The organism is Mycobacterium simiae (assembly GCF_010727605.1).
Taxonomy (GTDB): Bacteria; Actinomycetota; Actinomycetes; order Mycobacteriales; family Mycobacteriaceae; genus Mycobacterium; species Mycobacterium simiae.
This window is the reverse complement of sequence record NZ_AP022568.1, coordinates 1,352,961-1,379,338: the sequence shown is the minus strand read 5'-3', so window position 1 is coordinate 1,379,338 and position 26,378 is coordinate 1,352,961. Positions and strand designations below refer to the sequence as shown.

The 26,378-nt window shown below is 64.5% G+C and carries 22 protein-coding genes and 2 pseudogenes; 19 read left to right on the top strand and 5 right to left on the bottom strand.

Annotation, left to right across the window (positions count from 1 at the left end; translation table 11 throughout):
* Positions 1–14: 14 nt before the first annotated feature.
* The 3 genes from G6N33_RS06330 (at position 15) to secA (ending at position 4,626) form a co-directional block, all read left to right on the top strand.
* Positions 15–647 (top strand): ComF family protein, encoded by a 633-nt coding sequence (locus G6N33_RS06330; RefSeq protein ID WP_101528478.1) that lies wholly within the window; start codon positions 15–17, stop codon positions 645–647.
* Between the two features lie 347 nt (positions 648–994).
* Complete coding sequence (hpf, locus tag G6N33_RS06325) at positions 995–1,675, top strand: ribosome hibernation-promoting factor, HPF/YfiA family (RefSeq protein WP_408632788.1); 681 nt, start codon at positions 995–997, stop codon at positions 1,673–1,675.
* Positions 1,676–1,782: 107 nt separating this feature from the next.
* The gene (secA, locus tag G6N33_RS06320; protein WP_044510077.1) at positions 1,783–4,626 is read left to right on the top strand and encodes a preprotein translocase subunit SecA; all 2,844 of its coding nucleotides are present in this window, start codon (positions 1,783–1,785) and stop codon (positions 4,624–4,626) included.
* Here secA and G6N33_RS06315 read toward each other — a convergent pair.
* The gene (locus G6N33_RS06315) at positions 4,623–5,561 is read right to left on the bottom strand and encodes a helix-turn-helix domain-containing protein (protein WP_049919188.1); all 939 of its coding nucleotides are present in this window, start codon (positions 5,559–5,561) and stop codon (positions 4,623–4,625) included. The genes secA and G6N33_RS06315 overlap by 4 nt on opposite strands.
* Before the next feature lie 157 nt (positions 5,562–5,718).
* Between G6N33_RS06315 and G6N33_RS06310 the strand changes: the two genes are divergently transcribed.
* Genes G6N33_RS06310 through mddA form a run of 3 tightly spaced genes read left to right on the top strand, consistent with a single transcriptional unit; the run spans position 5,719 to position 8,858 of the window.
* Positions 5,719–6,465: a hypothetical protein gene (locus G6N33_RS06310; RefSeq protein ID WP_044510078.1), complete on the top strand. Its 747-nt coding sequence runs from the start codon at positions 5,719–5,721 to the stop codon at positions 6,463–6,465.
* Positions 6,466–6,498: 33 nt separating this feature from the next.
* Positions 6,499–8,055: an HD domain-containing phosphohydrolase gene (locus G6N33_RS06305; protein ID WP_044512924.1), complete on the top strand. Its 1,557-nt coding sequence runs from the start codon at positions 6,499–6,501 to the stop codon at positions 8,053–8,055.
* A 47-nt stretch (positions 8,056–8,102) separates the two neighbouring features.
* On the top strand, positions 8,103–8,858 hold the full coding sequence (gene mddA, locus G6N33_RS06300; RefSeq protein WP_044510079.1) for a methanethiol S-methyltransferase: 756 nt from the start codon (positions 8,103–8,105) through the stop codon (positions 8,856–8,858).
* 16 nt (positions 8,859–8,874) lie between these two features.
* On the opposite strand, the gene G6N33_RS06295 is transcribed toward mddA, so the two are convergent.
* Positions 8,875–9,372, bottom strand: coding sequence for an Rv3235 family protein (locus tag G6N33_RS06295; protein ID WP_044512925.1), 498 nt, complete (start codon positions 9,370–9,372; stop codon positions 8,875–8,877).
* A 213-nt stretch (positions 9,373–9,585) separates the two neighbouring features.
* On the opposite strand from G6N33_RS06295, the gene G6N33_RS27170 reads away from it, so the two are divergent.
* From G6N33_RS27170 to G6N33_RS06255, 7 genes are all read left to right on the top strand, one after another.
* Positions 9,586–10,995 carry a WS/DGAT/MGAT family O-acyltransferase gene (locus tag G6N33_RS27170; RefSeq protein ID WP_044510080.1) on the top strand — a complete coding sequence of 470 codons (1,410 nt, stop codon included), beginning with the start codon at positions 9,586–9,588 and terminating at the stop codon, positions 10,993–10,995.
* A gap of 54 nt (positions 10,996–11,049) precedes the next feature.
* The gene (ppk2, locus tag G6N33_RS06280; protein WP_044510081.1) at positions 11,050–11,913 is read left to right on the top strand and encodes a polyphosphate kinase 2; all 864 of its coding nucleotides are present in this window, start codon (positions 11,050–11,052) and stop codon (positions 11,911–11,913) included.
* A 2-nt stretch (positions 11,914–11,915) separates the two neighbouring features.
* On the top strand, positions 11,916–12,467 hold the full coding sequence (locus tag G6N33_RS06275; protein ID WP_044510082.1) for a DUF6912 family protein: 552 nt from the start codon (positions 11,916–11,918) through the stop codon (positions 12,465–12,467).
* 85 nt (positions 12,468–12,552) lie between these two features.
* Positions 12,553–13,704, top strand: coding sequence for a ferredoxin reductase (locus G6N33_RS06270; protein WP_044510083.1), 1,152 nt, complete (start codon positions 12,553–12,555; stop codon positions 13,702–13,704).
* Between the two features lie 85 nt (positions 13,705–13,789).
* Positions 13,790–15,061: a fatty acid desaturase family protein gene (locus G6N33_RS06265; RefSeq protein WP_044510084.1), complete on the top strand. Its 1,272-nt coding sequence runs from the start codon at positions 13,790–13,792 to the stop codon at positions 15,059–15,061.
* Between the two features lie 104 nt (positions 15,062–15,165).
* Positions 15,166–16,461, top strand: a complete 1,296-nt coding sequence (locus tag G6N33_RS06260; RefSeq protein WP_044512927.1) for a fatty acid desaturase family protein — start codon at positions 15,166–15,168, stop codon at positions 16,459–16,461.
* A 168-nt stretch (positions 16,462–16,629) separates the two neighbouring features.
* Entirely contained in the window at positions 16,630–17,166 is a 537-nt protein-coding gene (locus tag G6N33_RS06255) for a hypothetical protein (protein WP_044510085.1), read from the top strand.
* Between the two features lie 84 nt (positions 17,167–17,250).
* Here G6N33_RS06255 and G6N33_RS06250 read toward each other — a convergent pair whose 3' ends face one another.
* A complete protein-coding gene (locus G6N33_RS06250; protein ID WP_044510086.1) occupies positions 17,251–17,898 on the bottom strand; it encodes a TetR/AcrR family transcriptional regulator in 648 nt (215 codons plus the stop codon).
* Positions 17,899–17,987: 89 nt separating this feature from the next.
* On the opposite strand from G6N33_RS06250, the gene G6N33_RS06245 reads away from it, so the two are divergent.
* Positions 17,988–19,436, top strand: a complete 1,449-nt coding sequence (locus G6N33_RS06245; RefSeq protein WP_044510087.1) for an FAD-dependent monooxygenase — start codon at positions 17,988–17,990, stop codon at positions 19,434–19,436.
* An 88-nt stretch (positions 19,437–19,524) separates the two neighbouring features.
* Positions 19,525–20,526, top strand: a complete 1,002-nt coding sequence (locus G6N33_RS06240) for an IS481 family transposase (RefSeq protein WP_044510088.1) — start codon at positions 19,525–19,527, stop codon at positions 20,524–20,526.
* Here the strand turns inward: G6N33_RS06240 and G6N33_RS06235 are convergent.
* Together G6N33_RS06235 and G6N33_RS06230 are read right to left on the bottom strand one after the other, a co-directional pair.
* Positions 20,523–20,732: pseudogene (locus tag G6N33_RS06235) on the bottom strand (steroid 3-ketoacyl-CoA thiolase); the annotation flags it as partial. The gene G6N33_RS06240 and the pseudogene G6N33_RS06235 overlap by 4 nt on opposite strands.
* 775 nt (positions 20,733–21,507) lie before the next feature.
* A complete protein-coding gene (locus tag G6N33_RS06230) occupies positions 21,508–22,092 on the bottom strand; it encodes a hypothetical protein (protein ID WP_044510090.1) in 585 nt (194 codons plus the stop codon).
* Positions 22,093–22,353: 261 nt separating this feature from the next.
* On the opposite strand from G6N33_RS06230, the gene G6N33_RS06225 reads away from it, so the two are divergent.
* The 4 genes and pseudogenes from G6N33_RS06225 (at position 22,354) to G6N33_RS06210 (ending at position 26,376) form a co-directional block, all read left to right on the top strand.
* On the top strand, positions 22,354–23,580 hold the full coding sequence (locus G6N33_RS06225; RefSeq protein ID WP_331271342.1) for a terminase: 1,227 nt from the start codon (positions 22,354–22,356) through the stop codon (positions 23,578–23,580).
* Positions 23,577–24,869, top strand: coding sequence for a phage portal protein (locus G6N33_RS06220; RefSeq protein WP_044510091.1), 1,293 nt, complete (start codon positions 23,577–23,579; stop codon positions 24,867–24,869). Before G6N33_RS06225 ends, G6N33_RS06220 begins: the two co-directional genes overlap by 4 nt.
* A 67-nt stretch (positions 24,870–24,936) precedes the next feature.
* Complete coding sequence (locus tag G6N33_RS06215) at positions 24,937–25,380, top strand: hypothetical protein (RefSeq protein ID WP_049919191.1); 444 nt, start codon at positions 24,937–24,939, stop codon at positions 25,378–25,380.
* A 139-nt stretch (positions 25,381–25,519) separates the two neighbouring features.
* A pseudogene (locus G6N33_RS06210) lies at positions 25,520–26,376 on the top strand (phage major capsid protein).
* The last annotated feature ends 2 nt before the right edge of the window (positions 26,377–26,378 follow it).

Here is a 26,378-nt window from a genome sequence, read left to right as displayed (position 1 = left end):
GCCACACTTGCGGTGTGCTCGACTTGATCCTGCCGCTGGAATGCGGCGGTTGCGGGATGCCGGCGACGCCCTGGTGCGACGCCTGTGCTCGGCAGTTCGTGGTCAAGCCGGACGAACCGCATCTGATCACACCACGCATCGACCCGGGGGTGCCGGTGTTCGCCCTCGGGCGCTACGGCGGTGCCAGACGGAGGGCGATCTTGGCGATGAAGGAGCACGGGCGTAGGGACCTCGTCACCCCGCTGGCCCGGGCGCTGGCCCTCGGCGTGCACCGGCTGCTGGCCTGGGGCATCGTCGAAACCCCGCTGACGGTCGTGCCCGCGCCGACGCGGCGCTGCGCCGCGCGCCGGCGCGGCGGCGACCCTGTCTCCCGGGTCGCCACCGCCGCGGTGGGCCGCCATCCGGGCGTCACGGTCCGTCCGGCATTGCGACTCAAGGCGCTCAGCCGTGACTCGGTGGGTCTGGACCCGGCCGCGCGCGAGCGAAACGTCGCGGGCCGGGTGCTGCTGCGCGGCCCGCGACCACACAACGAAGTTTTGCTCGTTGACGACGTCGTGACCACCGGTGCCACCCTGCATGAGTCGGTGCGGGTGCTGACCGCCGGCGGCGTACCGGTGGCCGCCGTGCTGGCCCTGGCGGCGGCCTGATCCGCGAATCGGCCGCAAACCCGTGAAACAGCCAAGAAGGTGTGAAGAACTCGCTACGGACTCATCAAATCGGTGGCACGGCGAGGCGAACACGAGCTAACGTCGAGGACAACGTTCAAGAACTCTTCGGAACTCAACTGGTTCCGACTCTCGGGTCCGTGATTTGCAGGCCGAGACGCCATGTGCGGAGGGGGTGAGCATTCGACACCTAGCACCGGCGGGCTGCCTGCGGTGGTGACTGTTCTGACACCAACCCCCAACCCCGTCGGCGCATGTTCAACACAGCCGGCACGCTGGCGCGTGCGACGCGAAAGAGAAATGAGTTGTCACGTATGTCAAGACTTACCGTGGATTCCACTCAGCTTCTGGACGAGCCGCCGGTCGGCGCGGACACCCAGGAACCGACCACCACCGCCGAGGTCGTCTTCAAGGGCCGTAACGTCGAGATTCCCGACCACTTCCGGGTGTACGTCTCGCAGAAACTCGCCCGGCTGGAACGCTTCGACAAAACCATCTACCTCTTCGACGTCGAACTCAAGCACGAACGCAACCGCCGCCAACGTAAGTCCTGTCAGCGCGTGGAGATCACCGCGCGGGGCCGTGGGCCGGTAGTCCGGGGCGAGGCGTGCGCCGACAGCTTCTACGCCGCGCTCGAGTCCGCGGTGGTGCGCTTGGAAAGTCGCCTGCGCCGCGGCAAGGACCGCCGCAAGGTGCATTACGGCGAGAAGACCCCCGTTTCGCTGGCCGAGGCGACCGCAGTGGTCCCGCCGGACACAGCCTTTGACACAGCAGCAGCCGACTCCACCACCGCGGATGCCCACCAGCATGATGCCGCCGACGACCATCAACCGGGCCGAGTGGTGCGCACCAAGGAGCACCAGGCCACCCCGATGTCGGTCGACGATGCGCTCTACGAGATGGAACTCGTCGGGCACGATTTCTTCTTGTTCTACGACAAGCAGAGCGAGCGTCCATCGGTGGTCTACCGCCGCCACGCCTACGACTACGGACTGATCAGGCTGGCCTGAGGATCGCTGGGTCGACGGTCAGCACGGGACCGTCCCCTACCATGGGAGTCGCTTAATACGAGAAGACTCCCACCAAACAGGGGAACATCCCAAAAGGGGACAACACCGTGCTGACAAAGCTGCTGCGCCTCGGTGAAGGTCGCATGGTCAAGCGCCTCAAGCGGGTGGCCGACTATGTCAACACCTTGTCCGACGACGTCGAAAAGCTCACCGACGCCGAGCTGCGGGCCAAGACCGACGAGTTCCGCAAACGCCTCACCGACGGCGAGGATCTCGATGACCTGCTGCCCGAGGCGTTTGCGGTGGCCCGCGAAGCCGCCTGGCGCGTGCTGGATCAGCGGCCGTTCGACGTTCAGGTGATGGGTGCCGCGGCCCTGCACCTGGGCAATGTTGCCGAGATGAAGACCGGTGAAGGCAAGACCCTGACCTGTGTGTTGCCTGCCTACCTCAACGCGCTGGCCGGCAAGGGCGTGCATGTCGTCACTGTCAACGACTACCTGGCCAAACGCGACAGCGAATGGATGGGCCGAGTGCATCGTTTCCTCGGGCTGCAGGTCGGAGTGATCCTGGCCAACATGACCCCCGATGAACGACGGGTCGCCTACAACGCCGACGTCACCTACGGCACCAATAACGAGTTCGGGTTCGACTACCTGCGCGACAACATGGCGCACTCGCTGGACGACCTGGTGCAGCGCGGCCACAACTTCGCCATCGTGGACGAGGTCGACTCCATCCTGATCGACGAGGCCCGGACCCCGCTGATCATCTCCGGGCCCGCCGACGGCGCCTCCAACTGGTACCTCGAATTCGCGCGACTGGCCCCGCTGATGGAAAAGGACGTCCACTACGAGGTGGACCTGCGTAAGCGCACCGTCGGCGTGCACGAGAAGGGTGTGGAGTTCGTCGAGGACCAGCTCGGCATCGACAACCTCTACGAGGCCGCCAACTCGCCGCTGGTCAGTTACCTCAACAACGCGCTGAAGGCCAAGGAGCTGTTCCATCGCGACAAGGACTACATCGTCCGCGACGGCGAGGTGCTGATTGTCGATGAGTTCACCGGCCGCGTGCTGATCGGCCGCCGCTACAACGAGGGCATGCACCAGGCCATCGAGGCCAAGGAGCACGTCGAGATCAAGGCCGAGAACCAAACGTTGGCCACCATCACGCTGCAGAACTACTTCCGGCTCTACGACAAGCTGGCCGGCATGACCGGTACCGCCCAGACCGAGGCGGCCGAGCTGCACGAGATCTACAAGCTCGGCGTGGTGCCCATCCCGACGAATAAGCCGATGATTCGCACCGACCAGTCCGACCTCATCTACAAAACCGAGGAAGCCAAGTACATCGCGGTCGTCGACGACGTCGTCGAACGCTACGAAAAGGGTCAGCCGGTGTTGATCGGGACCACCAGCGTCGAGCGTTCGGAATACCTGTCCCGGCAGTTCCAGAAGCGCCGGATTCCACACAACGTGCTCAACGCCAAGTACCACGAGCAAGAGGCGGGCATCATCGCCGTCGCCGGCCGCCGCGGCGGGGTCACCGTGGCCACCAACATGGCCGGCCGCGGGACCGACATCGTGCTGGGCGGCAACGTGGACTTCCTGACCGACCAGCGGTTGCGTGAGCGCGGGCTGGATCCGGTGGAGACGCCGGACGAGTACGAAGCGGCCTGGCACGAGGAGTTGCCGAAGGTCAAGGAGGAGGCCGCCACGGAGGCTGCGGAGGTGATCGAGGCCGGCGGCCTGTATGTGCTGGGCACCGAACGGCACGAGTCGCGCCGCATCGACAACCAGCTGCGCGGGCGTTCCGGTCGGCAGGGCGACCCGGGCGAATCGCGCTTCTACCTGTCACTCGGCGACGAGCTGATGCGGCGCTTCAACGGAGCCGCGCTGGAGGCGATGCTCAACCGGCTCAACCTGCCCGACGACGTCCCCATCGAGGCCAAGATGGTCACCCGGGCGATCAAGAGCGCCCAGACCCAGGTCGAGCAGCAGAACTTCGAGGTCCGCAAGAACGTCCTGAAATACGACGAGGTGATGAACCAGCAGCGCAAGGTGGTTTACGCCGAGCGCCGCCGCATCCTGGAAGGCGAGAACCTCAAGGAGCAGGCCCTGGACATGGTGCGTGACGTCATCACCGCCTACGTCGACGGCGCGACGACCGAAGGCTACGCCGAGGATTGGGACTTGGACGCGTTGTGGACGGCGCTCAAGACGCTCTACCCGGTCGGGATCGAGCATCAGAGCCTCACCCACCACGACGACGACTCCGAACGCGACGACCTCACCCGCGAGGAGCTACTCGAGGCGCTCATCAATGATGCCGAACGTGCCTATGCCGCAAGGGAAGCCGAGCTGGAGGAGCTCGCCGGCGAGGGTGCGATGCGGCAACTGGAACGCAACGTGTTGCTCAACGTGATCGATCGCAAGTGGCGCGAACACCTCTACGAGATGGACTATCTCAAGGAGGGCATCGGATTGCGCGCGATGGCGCAGCGTGATCCGCTGGTCGAGTACCAGCGTGAGGGTTACGACATGTTCATGGCGATGCTCGACGGCATGAAAGAGGAGTCGGTCGGCTTCTTATTCAACGTCACCGTGGAGGCGGTGCCGCCGCCCCAGGTCGGCCCGATGGAAACTCCGGAGGGGTTGACGGAATTGGGCGCGACGGCCCCCGAGCAGCAGCACGACAGCTCAGGCGCGGCACCCGCCGCGCCGCGGGAACCGGCGCCAAGCACCTTGCGCGCCAAGGGCATCGAGAACGACGCGCCCGCGCTGACGTATTCCGGGCCGGCCGAGGATGGTTCGGCCGAGGTGCAGCGCAACGGTGGCGGGGCGCAGAAGACTTCGGCCGGAGTACCTGCCGGCGCGAGTCGACGTGAGCGCCGCGCCGCCGCACGACAGCAGGGGCGCGGGGCCAAGCCGCCGAAGTCGGTCAAGAAGCGTTAAGGCTGCGCGGAGCGCACGCTGCTGGGTGCAATCCCGTAGTGCCGGGAGAACACCCGGCTGAAGTGCGGCGGGCTGACGAAGCCCCACCGCTTGGCGATATCGCTGACCGGATCGTCGGTGTTGAGCAGGTCGGCGTAGCAGCGAGCCAGCCGGCGGGACCGGATGTGCGCGGCGATAGGCACGTCCAGCGTCTGCAACACGTAATACAGCGTGCGCACCGAAACATAATGCGCCGCAGCGATTGTCGCTGGGCTCAGCTCCGGGTCGCGGAGATTTTCCTCGATGTACCAGAGCACTCGTTCACGCAGGTCGCCCAGATGTCCGCCGGTCAGCCCCGCCGGTAGTGAGCCGCCAATATCGGCCACCATCTGGATCACCAGGGCCGTCGCTTTGGCGGTGGCATCTGGGGTCAATGTCGTCACGGTATCGCTGAGCACGGACAACAGATCGAACAGCGACTTCACGCCGGCCAGCTGACGGCCGTGCGCCACCCGCGCGGTACCTGGGCGGTGCAGCGCGGGCAGCAGCGCGACCGCCAGGACTCGGGGGAGTACCAACGTCTGCGTCCGCGTCGTCTCGGTGATCTCATAGGTGCCCACGAAATCGCCGTCCCACACCATGAGGTCGCCGGGGCCGCAGGTGAGGATCTCGTCGCACTGGCGAAGGTGCATGCGGCCGGCGATCAGGTACTGCAAATCGACGACGTCGCGTGCGGAGGTTTCCCGCCGCGCCGTGCGGGTGCCGGCCTGCGGCGGCATCACCTCGTCGACGAGCCACATCTGCCCAAGGGGTTGCTCGCGTATCGTCGTCGGAATCTGTTGTGACTCAACGTCGGCGGTGATACTCGGGAACACTGGGTAGCGGCAGCGGACCAGGTCGGAGAAGGCATCGAGTTCGCCAGCGAGATCCAGGGGTGCGGTGAACTCAGCGGTCATATGACTTCGAGCTCCATGCCAAAATGATTCCGCCGCAACGGCGGACTATCAACACAATAGGCGCACAAAAGAGGACACCGGGCGCGCGATCCCGATGGCGACGAATTGAGGCATCAGCCTCATGCGGTGTTCCGCAGCCGCGGCGCAGCATCGGTACATGAACACCTCGCTCACACCCGCCGACGCCGCGTCGGTGGTCTTGCGCAACCCCACCCTGCCTGCCGGCGACGACGAACGTTTCGTCGGCTTCGGGGTTTTGGGGCTGCCCTTCGCCAGCGGGCACTACCTCGCCCTGCGCTGTATACCCGGTGCATCGTTCGCCCCTGGCTACCGTTCGGTGTGGCATCGCGACGCCGCCGGCGTCTGGACCTTCTATGCGACCAACTCCGGGGAACGCAGTTGTGCCCGCTATTTCAGCGCGGCCACCGCGCAAGACGCGGTGCAATGCGCCATCGACGTCGCATGGCCCACCCCGTGGTCACTGTACGTCGGGATCGCCGGCGTCCTGGAATGGCATCTCGACCTCGGCTGCACCGCGTCGACAGGGCTGATGAGCGGAGTCGGCTCACGGTTGCCCGCGCGAGCATGGACCAATCGGTTGGTGTTAGGCACCCTGGGCCGGGCCGCCGGGCCGATGCTGCGGGCCGGCCGGGTCCGGTTGGCCGGACGGGTTCCGAACGGTCAGCGATTCATGATCGCGCCCAAGCAATTCTGGGCGGTGACCCGTTCGCACGCGGTCTGGCGCGGCGAGGATCTGGGTGAGGTGCGACCGCTGCCCGAGCAGGCCCGCCTCACTGACTTCTGGGGGCCGCAACGCGGATTCTTCGTGACCGGGGGCGGACGTTTGGAGGCGTTCAACCCCACGCGGCACCGCACCGTGCAACGCACTATCGCAATCGGCTGACGCCGCGGCGATTAGCTGGGCACAATGAACTCCATGTCGGAGCCACAGTTACCGACGCGCGCCGAGTTGCTGGCGGCGCTGTCGGTGGCGATCGACCTCGGTCTGGGCCAACCCGCCGAGCACATGCTGCGCGCGGCGATGATCGCGACCCGGCTCGCTGATCGGCTGGGACTGACCGCCGCGCAACGAGATTGCGTCTACTACACCACGCTGATCATGTGGATCGGCTGCCATGCCGACTCCCATGAATACGCGCGTTGGTTCGGCGACGACATCGCCGTCCGGCACGACTCCTATCTGGTCGACTGGTCGGGACTGCCGTACTGGCGGTTCCTGCTGGACAATATCGGTCGCGGCCAGCCGTTGACGCAGCGGCTGGCCACCATGGCGACCCTGTTCGCCAACGCCCGTGGTCAGCTGTCCCGGTTGATTCACTCACATTGCACTTCTGCGGCGCTGCTGGCCGACCGGATCGGTCTGGGCCCGGACGTGCAGGCCGCGCTCGGGTTCGCGTTCGAACGCTACGACGGGGGTGGTTTGCCCGCCGGCGCGCACGGCGAACAGATCCCGATACAGATGCGGGTAGCTCAACTCGCCGAGATGGTCGAAGTGCACCACCGCACCTACGGTGTTGAAGGCGCGGTCGCCATGGCGCGCAGCCGCCGGGGCGGCCAGTTCGACGCGACGGTCGTCGACACGTTCACCGGATATGCCGAGGCGATTCTGGCCGGCCCGGCTCCGGGCGACGCCTGGACCGCGGCGCTGCGTGAGGCCCCCGATCGTCAGCACCGGCTGGACGACGACGCGCTCGACGCACTGCTCGTGGCGTTCGGCGACTTCGTCGACCTCAAGTGCCCATTCACCCTTGGGCATTCGCGCGCGGTGGCCGGGCTCGCCGGCGCTGCGGCAAAGCTGGTCGGGCTTGACCCCGACGCGGTGGATATGACCCGGCGCGCCGGCCACGTTCACGATTTGGGCCGCATCGGCGTGTCGAACCAAATCTGGTCCAAGCCAGGGTTGTTGACAGGCGGCGAATTCGAACGGGTACGCCTGCATCCCTACCTGACAGTACGGATTCTCAACCAGGTCCACGGACTGGGCCGGCTGGCCGAAATCGCCGGCAATCACCACGAATGCCTGGACGGGTCGGGTTATCCACGCGGATTGAGCGAGACCGCGCTCGGCCTGCCCGACCGCATTGTGGCTGCGGCGGTGAGTTACCAATCCGGTTGCGAGCCAAGGCCGTATCGCTGCGAGTTGTCTCCCGGCTCGGCGGCGCAGCGCCTGCGCGATCGGGTGCGAGCCGGCGAGCTCGATCCGGCCGCCGCCGAAGCGGTGCTGCACGCGGCCGGACAGTCGACGCAGCGGCCCAAGCCACGTCCGGATGGCCTGACACCACGCGAGGTCGAGGTGCTGCGCCTGGTGGCGCGCGGGGCGTCCAACAAGGAGATCGCAGCGGCTTTAGTGATCAGTGAGAAGACGGCGCGCAACCATGTCGAGCGGACCTACGCCAAGATCGGCGTTTCAAATCGCATCGGCGCCAGCATGTATGCGCTGCAACAAGGTTTGTCGATTCCGGACCGAAATTGAGGCAGCTGCCCCATTCCGCAATCGGCAAATCGGTGGAGAATCTAGCCATGAGTCGATATCTGGCGATCTGTTACGGGGCAGTGGCTTATCTGCTGTTCCTGGTGTCGTTTGTGTATGCGATCGGCTTTGTGGGCAATATCTTTGTGCCCCGCAGTGTCGATCGCGCGATCTCTGCGCCCGGGTGGCAAGCGGTGTTGATCGATGTGGTGCTGCTTGGTGTTTTTGCGCTGCAGCACAGTGCCATGGCGCGGCCCGCGTTCAAGCGGTGGTGGACGCGATGGGTGCCCGCCTCGATCGAACGCAGTACCTATGTGGTCCTCTCGAGTGCCGCGCTGTTGCTGCTCTACTGGCAGTGGCGGACGTTGCCGACCATCGTTTGGGAGGTGAACCTGCCGGCGGTGCGGGCGGCGCTGTGGGTGTTGTTCGGGATCGGCTGGGTCACCGTGTTCGTCGCGTCCTTCATGGTCAGCCACCTCGACCTGTTCGGCTTGCGCCAGGTCTACCTGGCCTGGCAGGGAAAACCATACCGCGACTTGGACTTTCGTGTTCGGTACCTGTACCGGCTGGTGCGCCACCCGCTCATGCTGGGCTTCCTGATCGCGTTCTGGGCGGCGCCCACGATGACGGTCGGGCATCTGCTGTTCAGTGTCGCCACAACGGGTTACATCCTGATCGCGCTGCAACTCGAGGAGCACGACCTGATCGCGTCGCTGGGCGATCAGTACCGCGCCTACCGCGGCGAGGTTCCGGCACTGCTGCCCTGGCCGCGCCGGCACCGGGGCACGACCGCGAACCAGCACTAGGCCGGGGCGCGGCGCGTCAACCGATGTGCAGGGCCACCACCTGCCACCGTGTTGCGCCACCGGTGGGCAGCGCCTCGACCCGCGCGGCGATGGCATGGGTGCGATCTCCGCGGCTGTAGCAGCCGAACACCTCGGCGGCGGTGTCGCGATCCGGGTGTCCCGCCGGTTGCAGCCGCATCCGGCGCAGCACCGCCGCGCCCCGCTGTCCGGGTGCCGACCGGCTGATCGCCAGCACCGAGTCGACCAGGGCGGGCACCAGCAGCGGACGTAGCTGAGCTGCCGGGCGTCGATGGTCGATGACCTCCAGCACCCGCCGCAGCGCGGCGTCGGCGAACATGGCCGCCTGGCGCATGGCCGCCGAGCGAGTCGGCGATTGTTCCGGTTGCCGGACGGCGCGCCCGCTGTACGGACGGCGCGGCCCATGACCGGGCCGCCGCGGCAGGGGCAATTGGCGACACGCGATCGCGATTCGCGACATCTCCCGCATGGGCGGCTCGTACTCGACGACGGGCACCACGTCGAAAGGATCTACGGGCACGAGGACACTCTCCAACTCATCGGTAACAAGCGGTCTGCAGGAGAGTGACAGACAATTGATTTTCAATTGCCGGTCATCATCGCACAATTCGACATCGCGCGTACCCGCGCCGCGTTGCCTCTTGGCGAATGATTACGGTGGGCGGGAACATCGGGAATCGCGAGGGATGACGAGGAGGCCAGGCCCGCAATGGTGACCCGGTTGTCCCCTTCGGACGCATCCTTCTACCGGCTGGAGAACACCGCGACCCCGATGTACGTCGGATCGCTGTCCATCTTGCAGCGGCCCCGCACCGGACTCAGTTACGAGACGCTGCTCGCCACGGTGGAACGCCGGCTGCCGCAGATACCTCGCTACCGCCAGAAGGTCCGCGAAGTGAAGGTCGGCATGGCCCGGCCGGTGTGGATCGACGACGCCGATTTCGACATCACCTACCACGTGCGGCGCTCGGCGCTGCCCTCGCCCGGCAGCGACGAGCAGCTGCACGAGTTGATCGCCCGGCTTGCCGCCCGGCCCCTGGACAAGACCCGACCGCTGTGGGAGATGTACCTGGTCGAAGGGTTGGCGAAGAACCGGGTCGCGCTTTACACCAAGTCGCACCAGGCGCTGATCAACGGGATGACCGCGCTGGAGATCGGCCACGTGATCGCCGATCGAACCCGGCAACCACCGCCGTTTCCGGAAGACATCTGGATCCCGGAACGTGAGCCAGGCCCCACCCGGCTGCTGCTGGGCGCGCTCGCCGACTGGGTGGTGTTGCCGGGCGCTCAGCTGCAGGCCGTGGGTTCCGCGGTGGCTGGCCTGGCGACGAACTACGGCGAGCTGCTCAACGCGGGCCAACGCGTCGTCGACATCGCCCGCACCGTCGCGCGCGGCACCGCCCCGCACAGCCTGCTCAACGCCAAAGTTTCCCGGCACCGGCGGTTCACGGTGGCCCGCGGGCGTCTCGAGGATTACCGCACGGTACGGGCTCGGTATGACTGCGACATCAACGATGTGGTGCTGGCCGTGGTGACCGGCGCGCTCGGCAACTGGTTGATGTCGCGCGGCGAAACGGTGCGCTCCAGCGCCACCATCCGCGCGATGGCTCCGCTGTCGGTCTATGCCGACGGCCAGCATGACTCGACCGGGCCGGGCCAGATGATGGGGCAGGTCACCCCGTTCCTGGTCGACCTGCCGGTCGGGGAAGGCAACGCCGTGGTGCGGCTCTCGCAGATCGCCCACGCCACCGAATCGAATCCGTCGGCCGCCCGCCTGGTCGACGCCCGGACCATCGTCACGCTGTCGGGCTTCGCGCCGCCCACCCTGCATGCGATGGGGATCCGGGTGGCCACCAGCTTCTCGGCGCGCTCGTTCAACTTGCTGATCACCAATGCGCCGGGGGCCCAGTCGCAGATGTACATCGCCGGTGCCAAGCTGCTGGAAACGTACGCGGTGCCGCCGCTGCTGCACAATCAGATACTGGCAATCGGCGTGACGTCTTATCACGGCACGCTGTATTTCGGAATCAACGCCGACCGCGATGCAATGAGCGACGTCGATCTGCTGCCCGGGCTGTTGGCCCAGGCGCTCGAAGAGCTGCTCGATGCGTCCCGTTAGCTACTGGCATTGAAAATCATTGAAAATTGCTGGGGGGATATATGATTCGTTGCTGTGACCACCTCTAACGACGGCGCGCCGGTGAAGGTGAAGAAAAAGAAATCGGCCGCATCGAACGGGCCAAAGATTTCCGATGGCGTCTACGAGGCCGAATTATTCAGGCTGCAAACGGAATTCGTGAAGCTTCAGGAGTGGGTGCGGCATTCTGGCGCGCGAATCGTGGTGATTTTCGAAGGCCGTGACGCCGCGGGCAAGGGTGGGGCCATCAAACGGATCACCGAATACCTCAGCCCCCGCATCGCCCACATCGCCGCGTTGCCGGTGCCCACCGAGCGGGAGCGCGGCCAGTGGTATTACCAGCGCTATATCGCCCATCTACCCGCTAAGGGCGAAATCGTATTGTTCGATCGGTCGTGGTACAACCGCGCCGGCATCGAGAAAGTCATGGGATTCTGTACGCCGCAGGAACATGCCCTGTTCTTGCGACAGACCCCGATATTCGAGCAGATGTTGATCGATGACGGGATCCTGCTGCGTAAGTATTGGTTTTCGGTTTCCGAGGCCGAGCAGCTACGGCGTTTCAAGGCGCGACGCAACGACCCGGTCCGACGCTGGAAACTCTCCACGATGGACCTGGAATCGGTGTACCGGTGGGAGGATTACTCGCGCGCCAAAGACGAGATGATGGTGCACACCGACACGCCGGCCAGCCCGTGGTACGTCGTCGAATCCGACATCAAGAAGCACGCCCGTCTGAACATGATGAATCATCTGCTGTCCAGCATCGAGTACTACGACGTCGAAGAGCCGAAGGTCGACTTGCCCGAACGTCCGGTGGTGACCGGCAACTACCAGCGCCCACCACGCGAGTTGTCGAGGTACGTCGACGATTACGCGGCTACCTTGATTGCGCGTTAGCCATGGGCGCGGACGCACTGCAGGTCTATATCCCTGCCACCCTGGCGATGCTGCAGCGGTTGGTCACCGAGGGTTCCCTCCGACCGGTCAACGGCACCGCGTTCGCGGTGACACCGGCCCTGCGGGAGGCCTACGCCGAGGGCGACGACGATGAGCTTGCCGAGGTGGCATTGCGCGAGGCCGCGTTGGCCTCGCTGCGCCTGTTGGCCGCTGATGAAAGCGGTGTTGGCGGCACCGACGAGGCGGGCCGGGTCGGCCGGAGACGTCGCGCCGTGCTGGCCGCCGAGGTCGACCTGGGCGACTCCGGGGCCACGTTGCGACCCGATCTCGACGACGCTGTGGTCCGGCTCGCCGGGCCCGTCGCGCTGGACCGGGTGATCGCCGCCTATGTGGACACCGCCGACGCCGAACCGGCGGTACTGAAGGCGATCGAGGCCATCGACGCCGCAGACCTGGGCGACGAGGATGCTGAGCTGATCGTCGGCGATGCGCAAGACCACGATCTGGCTTGGTACGCCAACCAGGAATTGCCGTTCCTGCTCGAGCTGCTGTGACCGGCGTGTGTGACGCAATCGGGCTGTCCAGCCCTGGATGAGCCCTGGCTACGGTACCGTAACTTACGGTACCGTAGCCTTTGTTATGGGCAAGAAATACCAAGCACTCAGCGCGAATGTCGTCGACACCGCCCGACCCAGTGTCGCGGGTGCCGAGCGGCATCCCGGATGGCATGCGCTGCGCAAACTCGCCGCGCGGATCACGACGCCGCTGTTGCCCGACGATTACCTGCATCTGGCCAATCCGCTATGGTCCGCGCGGGAATTGCGCGGCCGCGTCGTTGCGGTCCGGCGCGAGACCGAGGACTCGGCGACCCTGGTGATCAAGCCCGGCTGGGGTTTCAGCTTCGACTATGAGCCGGGTCAGTACATCGGGATCGGCCTGTTGGTCGACGGCCGCTGGCGCTGGCGGTCGTATTCACTGACGTCCAGCCCGGTGGCGCGGTCCGGATCCGGGCGCAAGCGCACGGTGACCATCAGCGTCAAGGCGATGCCGGAGGGGTTCCTGTCCACTCACCTAGTGGCGGGCGTGGCGCCCGGGACGATCGTGCGCCTGGCGGCGCCGCAGGGCAATTTCGTGCTGCCGGACCCGGCGCCGCCGGCGATCCTGTTCTTGACGGCCGGGTCGGGCATCACTCCGGTCATGTCGATGTTGCGAACCCTGGTGCGCCGCAATCAGATTGGCGATATCCGGCACGTGCACTCGGCGCCTTGTGCGGCCGAGGTGATGTTCGGCGCCGAGCTGACCGACCTTGCCTCGGCGCATCCCGGGTACCGGCTGCAGTTGCGCGAGACCCGCACGCAGGGCCGTCTTGACCTCGGGCGTCTCGACGACGCGGTGCCGGACTGGCGCGACCGTCAAACCTGGGCCTGCGGTCCGGAGGGCATGCTCGCGCAGGCCGAGAAGGTGTGGGCGAGCGCCAACCTCAGCGACCGGCTGCACCTCGAGCGGTTCGCGGTGGCCAAGGCCGCGCCGGCCGGAACGGGCGGCGCCGTGACGTTTGCACGAAGTGGACGTACGGTGGCCGCCGATGCCGCCACGTCCCTGATGGACGCGGGGGAGGGCGCCGGGGTGCAGATGCCGTTCGGCTGCCGGATGGGTATCTGCCAGTCGTGCGTGGTACCCCTGGTGGAAGGCCACGTCCGGGACCTGCGCACGGGGCAGGAACACGAGCCGGGCAGTCGAGTGCAGACGTGCGTATCGGCCGCGTCCGGCGATTGTGTGCTCGACATTTAAAGGTTACTCCTAGGTAACCTACGGAGTCGTAGGTTACGATAGCGTAGGTATTGACCGCAGATCGAAACGCCGGGAGGTGAGAACGATGGCGATCACAGACGTCGATGCATTCGCGCATCTGTCGGACGCTGATATCGAAGCCCTGGCCGTTGAGCTGGATGCCATCCGCCAAGACGTGGAGGATTCCCGCGGCGAGCGGGACGCGCGCTACATTCGTCGCACCATCGCGACGCAGCGTGCGCTGGAGGTGACCGGACGATTGCTGCTGGCCGCGAGTTCGCGGCGCTCGGCATGGTGGGCCGGAACCGTGACCCTGGGCGTGGCCAAGATCATCGAGAACATGGAGATCGGCCACAACGTCATGCACGGCCAGTGGGACTGGATGAACGATCCGGAGATCCACTCCTCAACCTGGGAGTGGGACATGAGCGGGTCGTCGAAGCATTGGCGCTACACCCACAACTTTGTGCACCACAAGTACACGAACATCCTCGGGATGGACGACGACGTCGGCTACGGCATGCTTCGCGTCACCCGCGATCAGCGTTGGCGCCGGTACAACGCCCTCAACTTGCTGTGGAACACCTTGCTTGCCATTGGCTTCGAATGGGGAGTTGCGCTGCAGCACTTGGAGATCGGCAAGATCATCAAGGGCCGGCTGGACCGCGACGAGCGCCGCCGCCGGTTGCGGGAATTCGGCGGCAAGGCCGGGCGCCAGGTGGTCAAGGACTATGTCGCGTTCCCGGCCCTGACGTCGTTGTCGCCCGGTGCGACCTACACGTCGACGTTGAAGGCCAACGCGCTGGCCAACGTCATCCGCAGCGTGTGGGCCAACGCGGTGATCTTCTGTGGCCATTTCCCGGACGGCGCGGAGAAATTCACCAAGACCGACATGGTCGGCGAAACCAAGGGTCAGTGGTATTTGCGGCAGATGTTGGGTAGCGCCAACTTCGACGCCGGGCCGACGTTGCGGTTCATGAGCGGCAACCTGTGCCATCAGATCGAGCATCACCTGTATCCGGATCTGCCCAGCAACCGACTGCACGAGATCTCGGTGCGGGTGCGCGAGGTGTGTGACAAGTACGATTTGCCTTACACCACAGGGTCTTTCCTGGTGCAGTACGGAAAGACGTGGCGCACACTGGCCAAGCTGTCGCTACCCAACAAGTACTTGCGCGACGATGCCGACAACGCGCCGGAGACCCGCAGCGAGCGGATGTTTGCTCCGCTTGGGCCGGGGTTCGCGGGCACCGACCCCGCCACCGGGCGTCGGCGCGGGTTGAGGACCGCGATCGCCGCCGTTCGCGGGTGGCGACGCGCCCACACGACGAGCCGACCCGAGCAACTTGCGGCCTAACGCGGCGACCGACGCGGATAATTAAATTAGTCCTCAACAAGTGTTCATGGCATCGTCGTTACCGTGTGTTGCGGTCAATGGCTGCAGTGCAGGAAGGTAAAACGATGGCGATCACCGACGTTGACGTGTTCGCGCACCTCACGACCGCCGACATCGAAGGACTGGCCGTCGAACTCGACGCCATTCGCCGCGACGTCGAAGGGTCACGCGGTGAGCGGGACGCCCGTTACATCCGGCGTGCGATCGCCGTACAACGCGGGCTGGAAGTGGCGGGCCGGCTGCTGCTGGCCGCGAGTTCGCGGCGCTCGGCATGGTGGGCCGGTACCGCGACCCTCGCGGTGGCCAAGATCATCGAGAACATGGAGATCGGCCACAACGTCATGCACGGCCAGTGGGACTGGATGAACGACCCGGAAATCCACTCCTCCACCTGGGAGTGGGACATGCTTTCCACGTCGCGGCACTGGCGCCACACCCACAACTTCGTGCACCACAAGTACACCAACATCCTCGACATGGACCACGACGTCGGCTACGACATGGTGCGGGTCACCCGTGACCAGCCCTGGAGGCGGCGCGACAGCTTCAATCTGGTGATCAACGCCTTGCTGGCCCTCGCCTTCGAGTGGGGAATAGCGTTGCGACATTTGGAAATTCGTGAAATATTCCGCGGCGACGCGACGGAGCGGGATGCGGCTCGGATGCGGCTGCGGGAATTCGGCGGCAAAGCCGGACGCCAGGTGGTCAAGGACTATCTCGCATTTCCGGCGTTGACGTCGTTGTCGCCGGGCGCCACCTACACGTCGACACTGCGAGCCAACGCGCTGGCCAACGTGATTCGCAACGTGTGGGCGAACGCGGTGATCTTCTGTGGTCATTTCCCGGACGGCGCGGAGAAATTCACCAAGACCGATCTGGTCGGCGAAACCAAGGGTCAGTGGTATTTGCGGCAGATGTTGGGTAGCGCCAACTTCGACGCCGGGCCGACGTTGCGGTTCATGAGCGGCAACCTGTGCCATCAGATCGAGCATCACCTGTATCCGGATCTGCCCAGCAACCGACTGCACGAGATTTCGGTGCGGGTGCGCGAGGTGTGTGACAAGTACGACTTGCCTTACACCACAGGGTCTTTGCTGGTGCAGTACGGAAAGACGTGGCGCACACTGGCCAAGCTGTCGCTGCCCAACAAGTATTTGCGCGACGATTCCGATAACGCGCCGGAGACCCGCAGCGAGCGGATGTTCGCCGGACTGGAGCCCGGTTTCGCGGGGGCGGATCCGCTGACCGGTCGGCGGCGCGGTCTCAAGACCGCCATTGCCACGGTGCAAGGATGGCGCCGCGACCGGCACGCGACGAAGAAAGCCGCGCGTGCACGCAAGGACGCCAAGCTGGCGGCCTAGATCGTCCGCGGAACACGGCCAGCGTCGCGGCCGCGCGGAAAATTATGGATGCATCGTCCGCGATCGGCTGACGGTCCGTCGGATCGCTAGCCGTACCAGCTAACGCAGCGGGCGCACTGCGCTTGGCGGACAAGGCAATGCGGCCCGCGTAGGGCTACTCTCGGACACATGCTCGCTGCGTTTGGATTCGAAAACCTGGGTGTCGTCGTCGGGGACATGTTCTTCGTCGACCCGGCACCGAACGAAGGCCAGGAGACTCCCGAACGGGGTGTCCGGCTGGAACTGCGCGTTGTCGACCGGGCCGAGCCTCACGGGTCGATCTACGCCGGCATCCCGATCGCGTTCAATCGCCCCGTGTGGCGGGTGGATCTGTTCGGATCGACCGAGAGTCCGCCGGGGACGCTGGACCGGGCTCATCACCACCCACGGTTCGACGGCTGGGAGCCGGGGCGCCGCAACTTCGTCCCCGAACTATCCGCCGATCCGGTGTCGTGGCTGGCCGATCAGTTGGCAGATCCGGCCGCTGTGCTGGACCGCGCAGGGGTGAATCCCGATGATGTCAGCGAAGCCGACAAGGCCGGTCTCGCCGCGGCGGCACCGGACATCGTCGCCGCGGTGAAACGCATGCTCGACGGGGTGCGGGACGGGCAGTTGGCCCCCGAGCCGGCCGAGCCCGTAGCCGCGGCACGTACCGGCTGGCTCTGAATCGTCTCGGCGGTGCGCCTATGGGCGGCTTAGCTGTTGCTGGACAAGACGTTGTTGACGGGCATCGTCCGGGCCGGGCCGTGATCAGTTCGATGGCGTGAGGGTGGACCGAACCAGTCCGGTGAGGATCATGTCGAGCCCTAAGTCGAATCTTTTGTCGCGATCGCCGGTGAGGATTGCGATCAGGTCGTCTGCGTCAGCTGGCCGGTGGTGGCCGTTGTCAGCGATCTGCGCTACGAGTGCGTCCCACTCATGGGTTTCTTTGAGTTCGAGGTAGGCCTGTTCGTCGATGACGAATCCTGTTGTGTAGGACCGTAACAATGCTGCGAGCTGGCCTGGACTGTGTGTGGGTACGGTCACCGACTGGAGCAGGGTCCGCAGCGTCGCGGACAGGTTGAGTGTGGCAGCCCAGGGCGCGTAGGAGCCGGCGATGATGCGGCCGCCGTCCCGAAACGCCAGCATCGCTCGTCGCATTCGTTGGCAGCAATCTTTCACCTGTTGGGTCGATGGATGGGCAGTGTCGATGTCGGAAAGGTCGATCGTGGCGTAGATCGCATCTGCCATCGCTCGTTTCAGGTCTTGGCGGTCACGAAAGTGCTTGTAGAGCGCTCCCGGAGTGACATCTGCTTCGGCCGCCAGTCGGCGCATGGTCAGCGCATCAAGCCCGTTGTCGGCGACGTACTGGTGAGCCAGCGCCACCAGCGAGTCGCGAGTTAAGCCACGTTTGACCATCGCTGATCAGCGTAGATCGCTGGTGTTGACGCTGCCGCGTGTCACCCCTAACGTTCTGGTAAACACTGTTTACCAGAGTGGGAGGGTGAATGTCTGAACACGCGGTGCTAATCGCCGGTGCCGGTCCGACCGGGTTGATGCTGGCCGGTGAGCTGGCACTGGCCGGCGTCGACGTCGCGGTGTTCGAACGGCGAACCGATCGCGATCTGGTGGGTTCTCGCGCCGGGGGCATGACGCCACGAACCATCGAGGTGCTCGACCAACGCGGCATTGCCGATCGGTTCCTCTCCGAGGGAGTGGTTGGCCACAACGGCCATTACTCAGGCATCTTCTTCGACGTGTCTGACCTGCCGACCCGATACAACTTCGGGCTGGCGCTGTTGCAGTACCGCGTCGAAATGATCCTCGCCGAGTGGGTCGCCGAGCTGGGCGTCGCGATCCACTACCGGTGCGAGGTGGCCGGTTTCACCCAAGACCCCTCCGGCGTCGAGGTCACGCTGGCGGACGGGACACGTCGGCAGGGTGCCTTCCTTGTCGGCTGTGACGGCGGCCGCAGCCTGATCCGCAAGACATCCGGGATCTCCTTCCCCGGATGGGATCCGTCGACCAGCTGCCTGGTCGCCGATGTCGAGCTGACCGACGAGCCACCCTGGGGCCTGCATCGCAACGGCGAGTTTCACTCGTTCTTCAAATTCGACGGCGAAGACACCATCCGGGTGATGGTTACCGAACCCCAGATCGTGAACACCCACGACCCGACTCTGGCCGACATCAGCAAGGCGCTCATCGCGGCACGCGGGACCGACTACGGGTTGCGCAGTGCCACTTGGATTTCCCGGTTCACCGACACAACCCGACAGGCCGCTACATACCGTGACCGACGCGTCTTACTTGCCGGCGACGCTGCACACGTCCACTTCCCGATCGGTGGGCAAGGCCTCAACACCGGAATCCAGGACGCCGTGAACCTCGGGTGGAAGCTGGGCCAAGTCATCAACGGCACATCCAGTGACAGACTCCTGGACACCTTCCACGCCGAACGGCATCCTGTGGCCGCCCGCGTGCTGCACAACACCCTGGCCCAAACGGCCCTCAACAGCCCTGGCGTACGCATCGATGCACTCCGCGACACGATCTCGGAACTACTCGCCATGGACGAACCACGCACGCGGATCGCCGCGATGATGTGCGGCTTAGACATCCGCTATGACCTCGGCGCAGGGCATCCGCTACTAGGGCTCCGAGTGCCCGACCTCGACCTGACCACACCCGACGGCGACACTCGGCTGTTCACGCTGCTGCACAGCGCCCGCGGGATACTCCTGACGTTTGGTCAGCCCCCGGCTCTTGACGTCACTCGCTGGGCACACCGTGTCTCGGTGGTCCACGCGCAGGCGGCTGAAAGCTGGACGCTGCCGGTGTTCGGTGAAGTATCCGCCCCCAGAGCCGTATTGGTCCGACCCGACGGCTACGTCGCCTGGGCGGGCGATGGCGCCGCCAACGGGCTAGAGCACGCACTCAACGAGTGGTTCACATAGTCCGTCTGCCCAACCGACAGCCGCCCCTCCCGTCCTCCCCCCGGCGCTACTTGCCACGAATCTCCGCATCACGAAAAGCGAGTCCACCATGTCCCATCGCAACGCTCCACTGTCCCCAGAAGGCCGTCGACGTCTCGTGCAGCGATGCCAGGACCGCCCGATTGCACACGTCGCAGCCGAGATGGGCATCTCACGGTCTTGTGCATCGAAGTGGGTCAACCGCTACCGCCACTACGGAGAACTCACACTCCAGGATCGATCGTCAACGCCGCACCGCAAGCCAACAGCCAAGTCAGCTGAAATCATCGACAGGATCGAACACCTGCGACGCACACGAAAATGGTCTGCCAGTCGAATCGCCTTCGAACTCAACGAGGATGGCATCATGATCAGCCGCCGCACCGTGACCCGCTACCTGGCCCACCTAGGGCTGAACCGGCGACGATTCATCGACCCCAACGGGGAGACTAACCGTCGGCCACGACCGATCATCGCCAAACGCCCCGGGCACCATATCCACCTCGACGTAAAGAAAGTCGGGCGGATCCCAGACGGCGGCGGCTGGCGCGTCCACGGGCGCGGCAGCGATCACGCACGTGCGGTGGCCCGACGAAAAGCCGGCGGCGCACGCGGCGGCTACGTCTTTCTGCACTCTGCCATCGACGGCTATTCCCGGCTCGCCTACACCGAAGCGCTTCAAGACGAAAAGGCGACTACCGCTGTAGGTTTCATGCATCGCGCACGAGCATGGTTTACTGCGCACGGCATCACCACGTTCGAGCGCATCATCACCGACAACGGTGCTTGCTACCGGGCCGAGGCCTTCGGCCGTGCGATGCTCGGCACCCGCCACCAGCGAATCACGCCCTACACACCCCGTCACAACGGAAAAGTGGAGCGCTACAACCGAATCCTCGCAGAAGAGCTCCTCTACGCGCAGCCCTGGCTATCAGAACACCAACGCGCCGAAGCTCTCGCGATCTGGAACGTGCACTACAACTATCACCGACCTCACGGCACGCTCGGCGGACAACCACCAGCAGCTGTCTTCACGCACGGCGTTACCAACGTCATGGCCTCATACACTTAGCCCAGCCGTTCGATGATGGTGGCGTTGGCCATGCCGCCGCCTTCACACATCGTCTGCAGCCCGTAGCGTCCGCCGCGCTGCTCGAGGGCGTTGACCAGGGTGGTCATGATGCGGGCACCGCTCGCACCCAACGGGTGCCCGATGGCGATGGCCCCACCGTTGACATTGGTCTTGCCCAGATCAGCTCCGGTGTCGTGGGCCCAGGCACTGTCGACTTTGGGCAGCAAGGCTGTCGGAATGATAGGAGACTCCGCTGCTCACCGACGTATCGGCTACGCATCCGAATGGGAATCGATTGTGGCCGAGGCAAAAGATGTGGATATCCGGATCTTTCTCAATCCGCCTCTTCGAGCGGCGTGTGCAGGCCACCAACTCCTGATCCAGGGATCCCTGCCCCTCCACCGCCGATACCTCCCCCGCCGAAGCCTGGTTTGGGCGGCGCGGCAGGTGGGGGTGGGGGTGGCTCGACGGGGCGCGACGGAGCAAGGGGGGGTGGGGGACCTTCAGGCGGTGGGCCGACTCTGCCCGATCTGGGTGGCGGCGATCCCTCCCTGTGGGTCGGAAGATCGTCTATTCCGACGTTTCTCCACTGATCAAACTTTTCCGCGTGGGGGTTGTAGTGCCAATGGGAGTAGTGGCGAGGACTTTGGCCATCGTCGTATCAGCCCTTCTGCCTCGACTGCCGCGACAGCCAGAACCTCACCATCGACCACACACCCCAAGCCTGGCAGCGCATCGCAGACGGCTACCGGCCTACGCTCGGATGGTTCGCCGATGGGTTACTCGTCGTCTGCTGCATCGCCTGCAACCAGCGCCGAGGAGCAGCACGCGGGGCGAACGTCATCAGGCAAGACTGACCGTTTCATCAAATCGGGAAACATCATCGCAGTTCAGAGGGCCGCATTCCCAACGCTTTTCGACCCTGGGGGACGGTCCCAACAGCGCCGACGAGGGGACGACTCGTGCTAAGCGCAGAGAGAGTTACTCTCGGGGCCGCTTTTTACGAACCAACATTCGTTCGATGTCGTTGAAATAGAGTGTCTCGTGCTTCGGACTGTGCGTGCTGAAAGGCGATTCCGTCGGTAGTGGTGAATTGAGTTCTCCCAGGTAGATTTCGCGGTACGGCTCTTCGTCGAACACGTACTTTCCGTCTTTGTAGCTGTCCGTCGTATGGATTCCATCCTCGATGCCCACAACAAGCTTCCAACGGTAATCCCGAGGGTCTAGAAGTATGTCGCCCGGTCGTATCGCGGAGACGAACGCGGGTTCGTCCTCGTCCGTCAGCACGTAGTGCTTGCGCCTGATTACTGAGCGGTCTTCGTGCACGCCAGCCGCCTCAAGCCAGTTCGATTCGGCGCGATACGTAAACGCATATTTATCTCCGAAAGACATTTCGTCATAGATGCGTTCGGTGCGCCAGGCTATTACGCCGCCCAATGATTCTGACGGCTCTATCCGCGACACCGTGATCCAGCAGCGACGAGATGGGTCGTAGATGTGGTCGCCAACTTCGACTTCGGGCGGGTCTACTTCCTCGCGCTGGTCTTCGGGAACCTCGTCAATCACGTTTGGAGTGTTTCATGCCTGCTGGGCCGAAACCAGCAACCGACCCGAGTCCACTGCCTTTCGACTGCGATGCAGTTGGCGTGGAACGGTTCGCGGCATTCTGCAAAGAGTTCCTGATTTACACCGAAGGGTCATGGCGTCGGCACGGCCTTCACGCTGCGGTCGTGGCAGATCGAGATGTTGCGCCCGATCCTGGACCCAGACCCTCGCCCATCGGTAGCCGGGATCATGTGCCCGCGCGGTACCGGCAAGACGGCGCTGATGGCCGCCGTTGGCCTCTACGAATTGTTCATTGGTCCGGATGGCAACGAGATCCCGATCGTGGCTGTGGACGAGCGTCAAGCCGGTTTAACACTCAAGCCTGCGATCCGCATGGTCGAGCTGAACCCGGCCCTTTCATCTCGCTGCCATATCTACATGGATCGCATCGTGATCCCGGCCAAGGGCAGCTCGCTGACCGCGTTACCGGCTGAGGCCAAGCGGCTTGAGGGTCTGGGGACTTGGACGTTGGCTCTGGCCGACGAGGTCGGGGTGATCTCCCCAGACACCTGGCAGACCTTGCTGCTGGGCCTGGGCAAGCTGCCAGGCGCAACAGCCATCGGGATCGGCACACCGCCGAACAGCTCTACGTCAGTGCTGTTAGACATGCGCGCACATGCGCACGAACACCCTGACGATCCGACATTTGCGTGGGTGGAGTTCAGCGCCGATGACTTCCAGCATCATCCGGCGTCGTGTGAGCACTGCTGGGAGTTGGCTTGCCCGAGTTTGGACGACTTCCTGACCCGTGAGTCCATGCACGCCTTGCTGGCGCAGACAACTGAGGGAAATTTCCGCCGGTCGCGTCTGTGCCAGGTGGTCTCGGAGAACTCCAACCCATTCATCCCGGCTGACGTGTGGGAAGGCCTGGGTACTGGCTTGTCGGTCCCCGATGGTGTCGACGTGGTTATCGCGCTTGACGGGTCTCACGGTGGCCGCGATTCCGATGCCACAGCGTTGGTTGTCGGAACAGTCAGCCCGAAACCACATTTCGATGTCCTGGCAGTGTGGGAGAACACCGACGGCAGTGCTGGCTACAGGATTGACGTGCTGGCCGTCGAAGATGCGAGCCGGCAGGCCTGCGCACGATGGAACGTCAAAGAGATTGTGGCCGACCCGTTTAGGTGGACGCGCTCTCTGCAAGTGTTAGCTGCCGAGGGGTTGAGGGTTTCGGAGTTCCCGTGGTCGCCGAGTCGCACCACGAAGGCCACCACAGCTCTGCACGCGGCGGCGATGGCCGGGCAGTTCACTCATTCCGGTGACGAGACCCTGACCCGGCATGTGATGGCCGCGACGGTGATTGAAAGCGACGGCGGCCTGCGTATCGGCAAGGTCAGCCGCAAGCGCAATGCGGCCAAGATCGACTGCGCTGCAGCGCTTCTGATGTGCCATTCCAGGTGCTCTTGGCTGGGCACCCGCAAGAAGAAACGGACGGTTAGTTTCGCGTGACAAACGCCCACGGTGATCTTTTGGTTGAGCTGTTACAGCACCTGGACAGTGGTGCGCATCGCCGCCACGAACTGAACCTGTATTACCAAGGGGAGCAGCCGCTAGCTTTCCTGAGCCCCGAGGCGCGGCAAGCACTGGACAAGCGGTTTGGTCGTATCACCGCCAACATCCCTCGTTTGGCGGTGACGAGTTTAGCTGAGCAGCTTCTCATTTCGGGCGTGGCTGGTGATCCTGATTCGTGGCAGGACTTCCTAAGCAACGATTTGGACCAGCTGAGCGGCGTGGCGCATCGTGAGGCCTTGGCCGTTGGTCAGTCGTTCGTGATCGTTTGGGCAGACGCCATCGGCAGCCCGCGCGCCACAGTGGAATCCGCCGAGCAGGTAGCGGTGAAGCGCGACCCGGTGACCCGCGAGTTCACCGCTGCCGTCAAGCGGGTCAGGACGAAGACCACAACCGAAGCATGGTTGTACTTGCCCGACGAGGTGCAGCACTGGCGCGCCCCGTCGCCGGGAGCCGCGACCGCTGGCTTCAACCTGGTGGAGTCCGTCCCCAACCCGCTCGGCGTCGTGCCCGTAGTGCCGTTGACAAATTCGGGCCGCTTGCTCGATCACGACGGCCGCTCGGAGATCGAAGATCTCAAGCCACTGGTGGATGGACTGACCAAGACTCTGGCCGACCTAGATGACGACGGCAACCCGGTTGCGGACCCCGAAACAGGCGAGCCCGTCATGGACACGGTCAACCCGATCCCTGAGGGCAACCGCGCCATGATCTCAGAAGCACCTGAGGCGAAGTTTGGCCAGCTGCCCGGTGCGGACTTGGCGGGGTTCAAGACATCCGTCGACATCTGGGTCCAGATGATCATGGCCGTGTCGGCATTGCCTGCACACATGATCGGCATCTCGACCTCGAATCCCGCTACAGCGGAGGCCATCCGGGCAGCGGAGGCCGGATTGACCGCCAAGGTGATTGCGCGCCAGCTGACGTTCGGGCGGGCCTGGGAGCAGGTTGCACGTCTGATGGTGGCCGTCCGAAGCGGTGTTGATCCAACCGGGGTGACCATCCGCGTGGTCTGGGCCGATGCCTCGACGCGCTCGACCGCCGCTGAGGCCGACGCTGCAGTCAAGCTGTTCCAGGCAGGAATCCTGTCGCGTCGCACCACGCTGGCCCGCATGGGATTCAGCGAGGACGAGATCACCGCAGAGCTGAACCAAGCTGAGTTCGACGCGCGGATCGGCGCTGACATCCGCTTGGGGCGCTACGTAAGCGATTTGATCGCAACCGCCTAGACCAGACCCGTTCGTCCGCGTACGGGCCATATAGGCGGCATTCTAACCCCTTTCAGGAGACGCAGTCATGCCCGATGCTGACGCAGCCTTAGAAACCACCGAGTCCGACGAGGCGGCAGTGCACACGCCCGCAGCCGAACTAGACGAGGCTCGCGCCGAATCCGATGCCGAGCCAGAGTCTTTCGACCGGCCCTATGTCGAGAAGCTCCGCAAGGAGTCAGCCGGATACCGGGACCGCGCCAAGACAGCCGAGGCCCGTGCGGATGCGCTCGCCCGCGCCCTATTCACTGCCCGTGTCGCTGCAACCGGCAGGCTTGCTGACGCAACAGACCTCGCGTTCGACGTCGAGGCTCTAGACGATGCCGAGAAGCTCTCCACTGCAATCGATTCACTACTGAACGGCAAGCCACATCTCAAGTCGCGCAAGCCAACTGGGAGTGTCGGACAGGGCGTCAAGGGCGAGAACACGGACGAGTTCAGCCTGCTGCGTCAACTCGGAGCCAACGTCTGATTTCCGTTTTACCTGATAGACTGTAGATAGGCGAAAGGGTCTGGTGCCCTGCCTATTTCACATTCGGGCTTGATGCCCATTCCCGCGTACGTCCTGGTGGCGACGATTCAAATTTCGTTGTTCACCAAGGACATTCGTAGTGACCATTCAGACCCCTTCGGGCAATTCCACGCTGCTCGCCAGCCAGGTATCCAGCCTGCTCATCCAGCCATTGGAGCAGGCATCGACGTTCCTAGCTGCTGGCCCGCAAATTATCGATTCCGCTTCACCCGTGCGTATCCCACGCATTGTTTCGGGTACCAGTGCAGCCTTCGTGGCAGCCGGTGCCCAGATCACTGACAGCAATGCAACTTTCGACGAGGTTCAGTTGCTGCCGTCCACGCTCAAGGGCATCAAGACCCTGACCAAGGTCAGCAACGAGCTGGTCCGTCAGAGCGTCGTAGGTCTTGAGGCCGTGCTGCGCACCCGTCTCGTGACCGACGTGGCCAACGTTCTCGACGCCGCGCTATGGGACGGGGCGGGGACCAGCTCGACCATCAAGGGCGTCCTGCAGGCCGAATCGCGACCGGCGATCTGGACTTGACCGACCCCGACTCCCTGATTGACGGTCTCGCAACTGCTCAGGGCAACAAGGTAACTCCGACTCACTGGGTGATGACCCCGGCATCGTTCGCGGCGATCCGGAAGGTGAAGGTCGGTACCAGCGACAAGTGGTACGTCATCGACCCGCAGACCATCCAGAACGACACCGCCCTACAGCTTCTCGGCTTGCCGGTCATCATCACCGACAACATCCCCGACGTGTCCAGCAAGGCCCGCGTGGCGCTGGTCGACTTCAGCAAGATTGTCGTCGCCCGCGACATCGACGCTGATGTTGCGATCCTGGACCAGACGTGGGGTGACTACGACACTGTGGGCATCCGCCCCGTCTCGCGCTGGGATGTCGCGTTACTGCAGTCCCACGCCGTCACGCTGCTCACTGTTCCCGCGAGCTAACC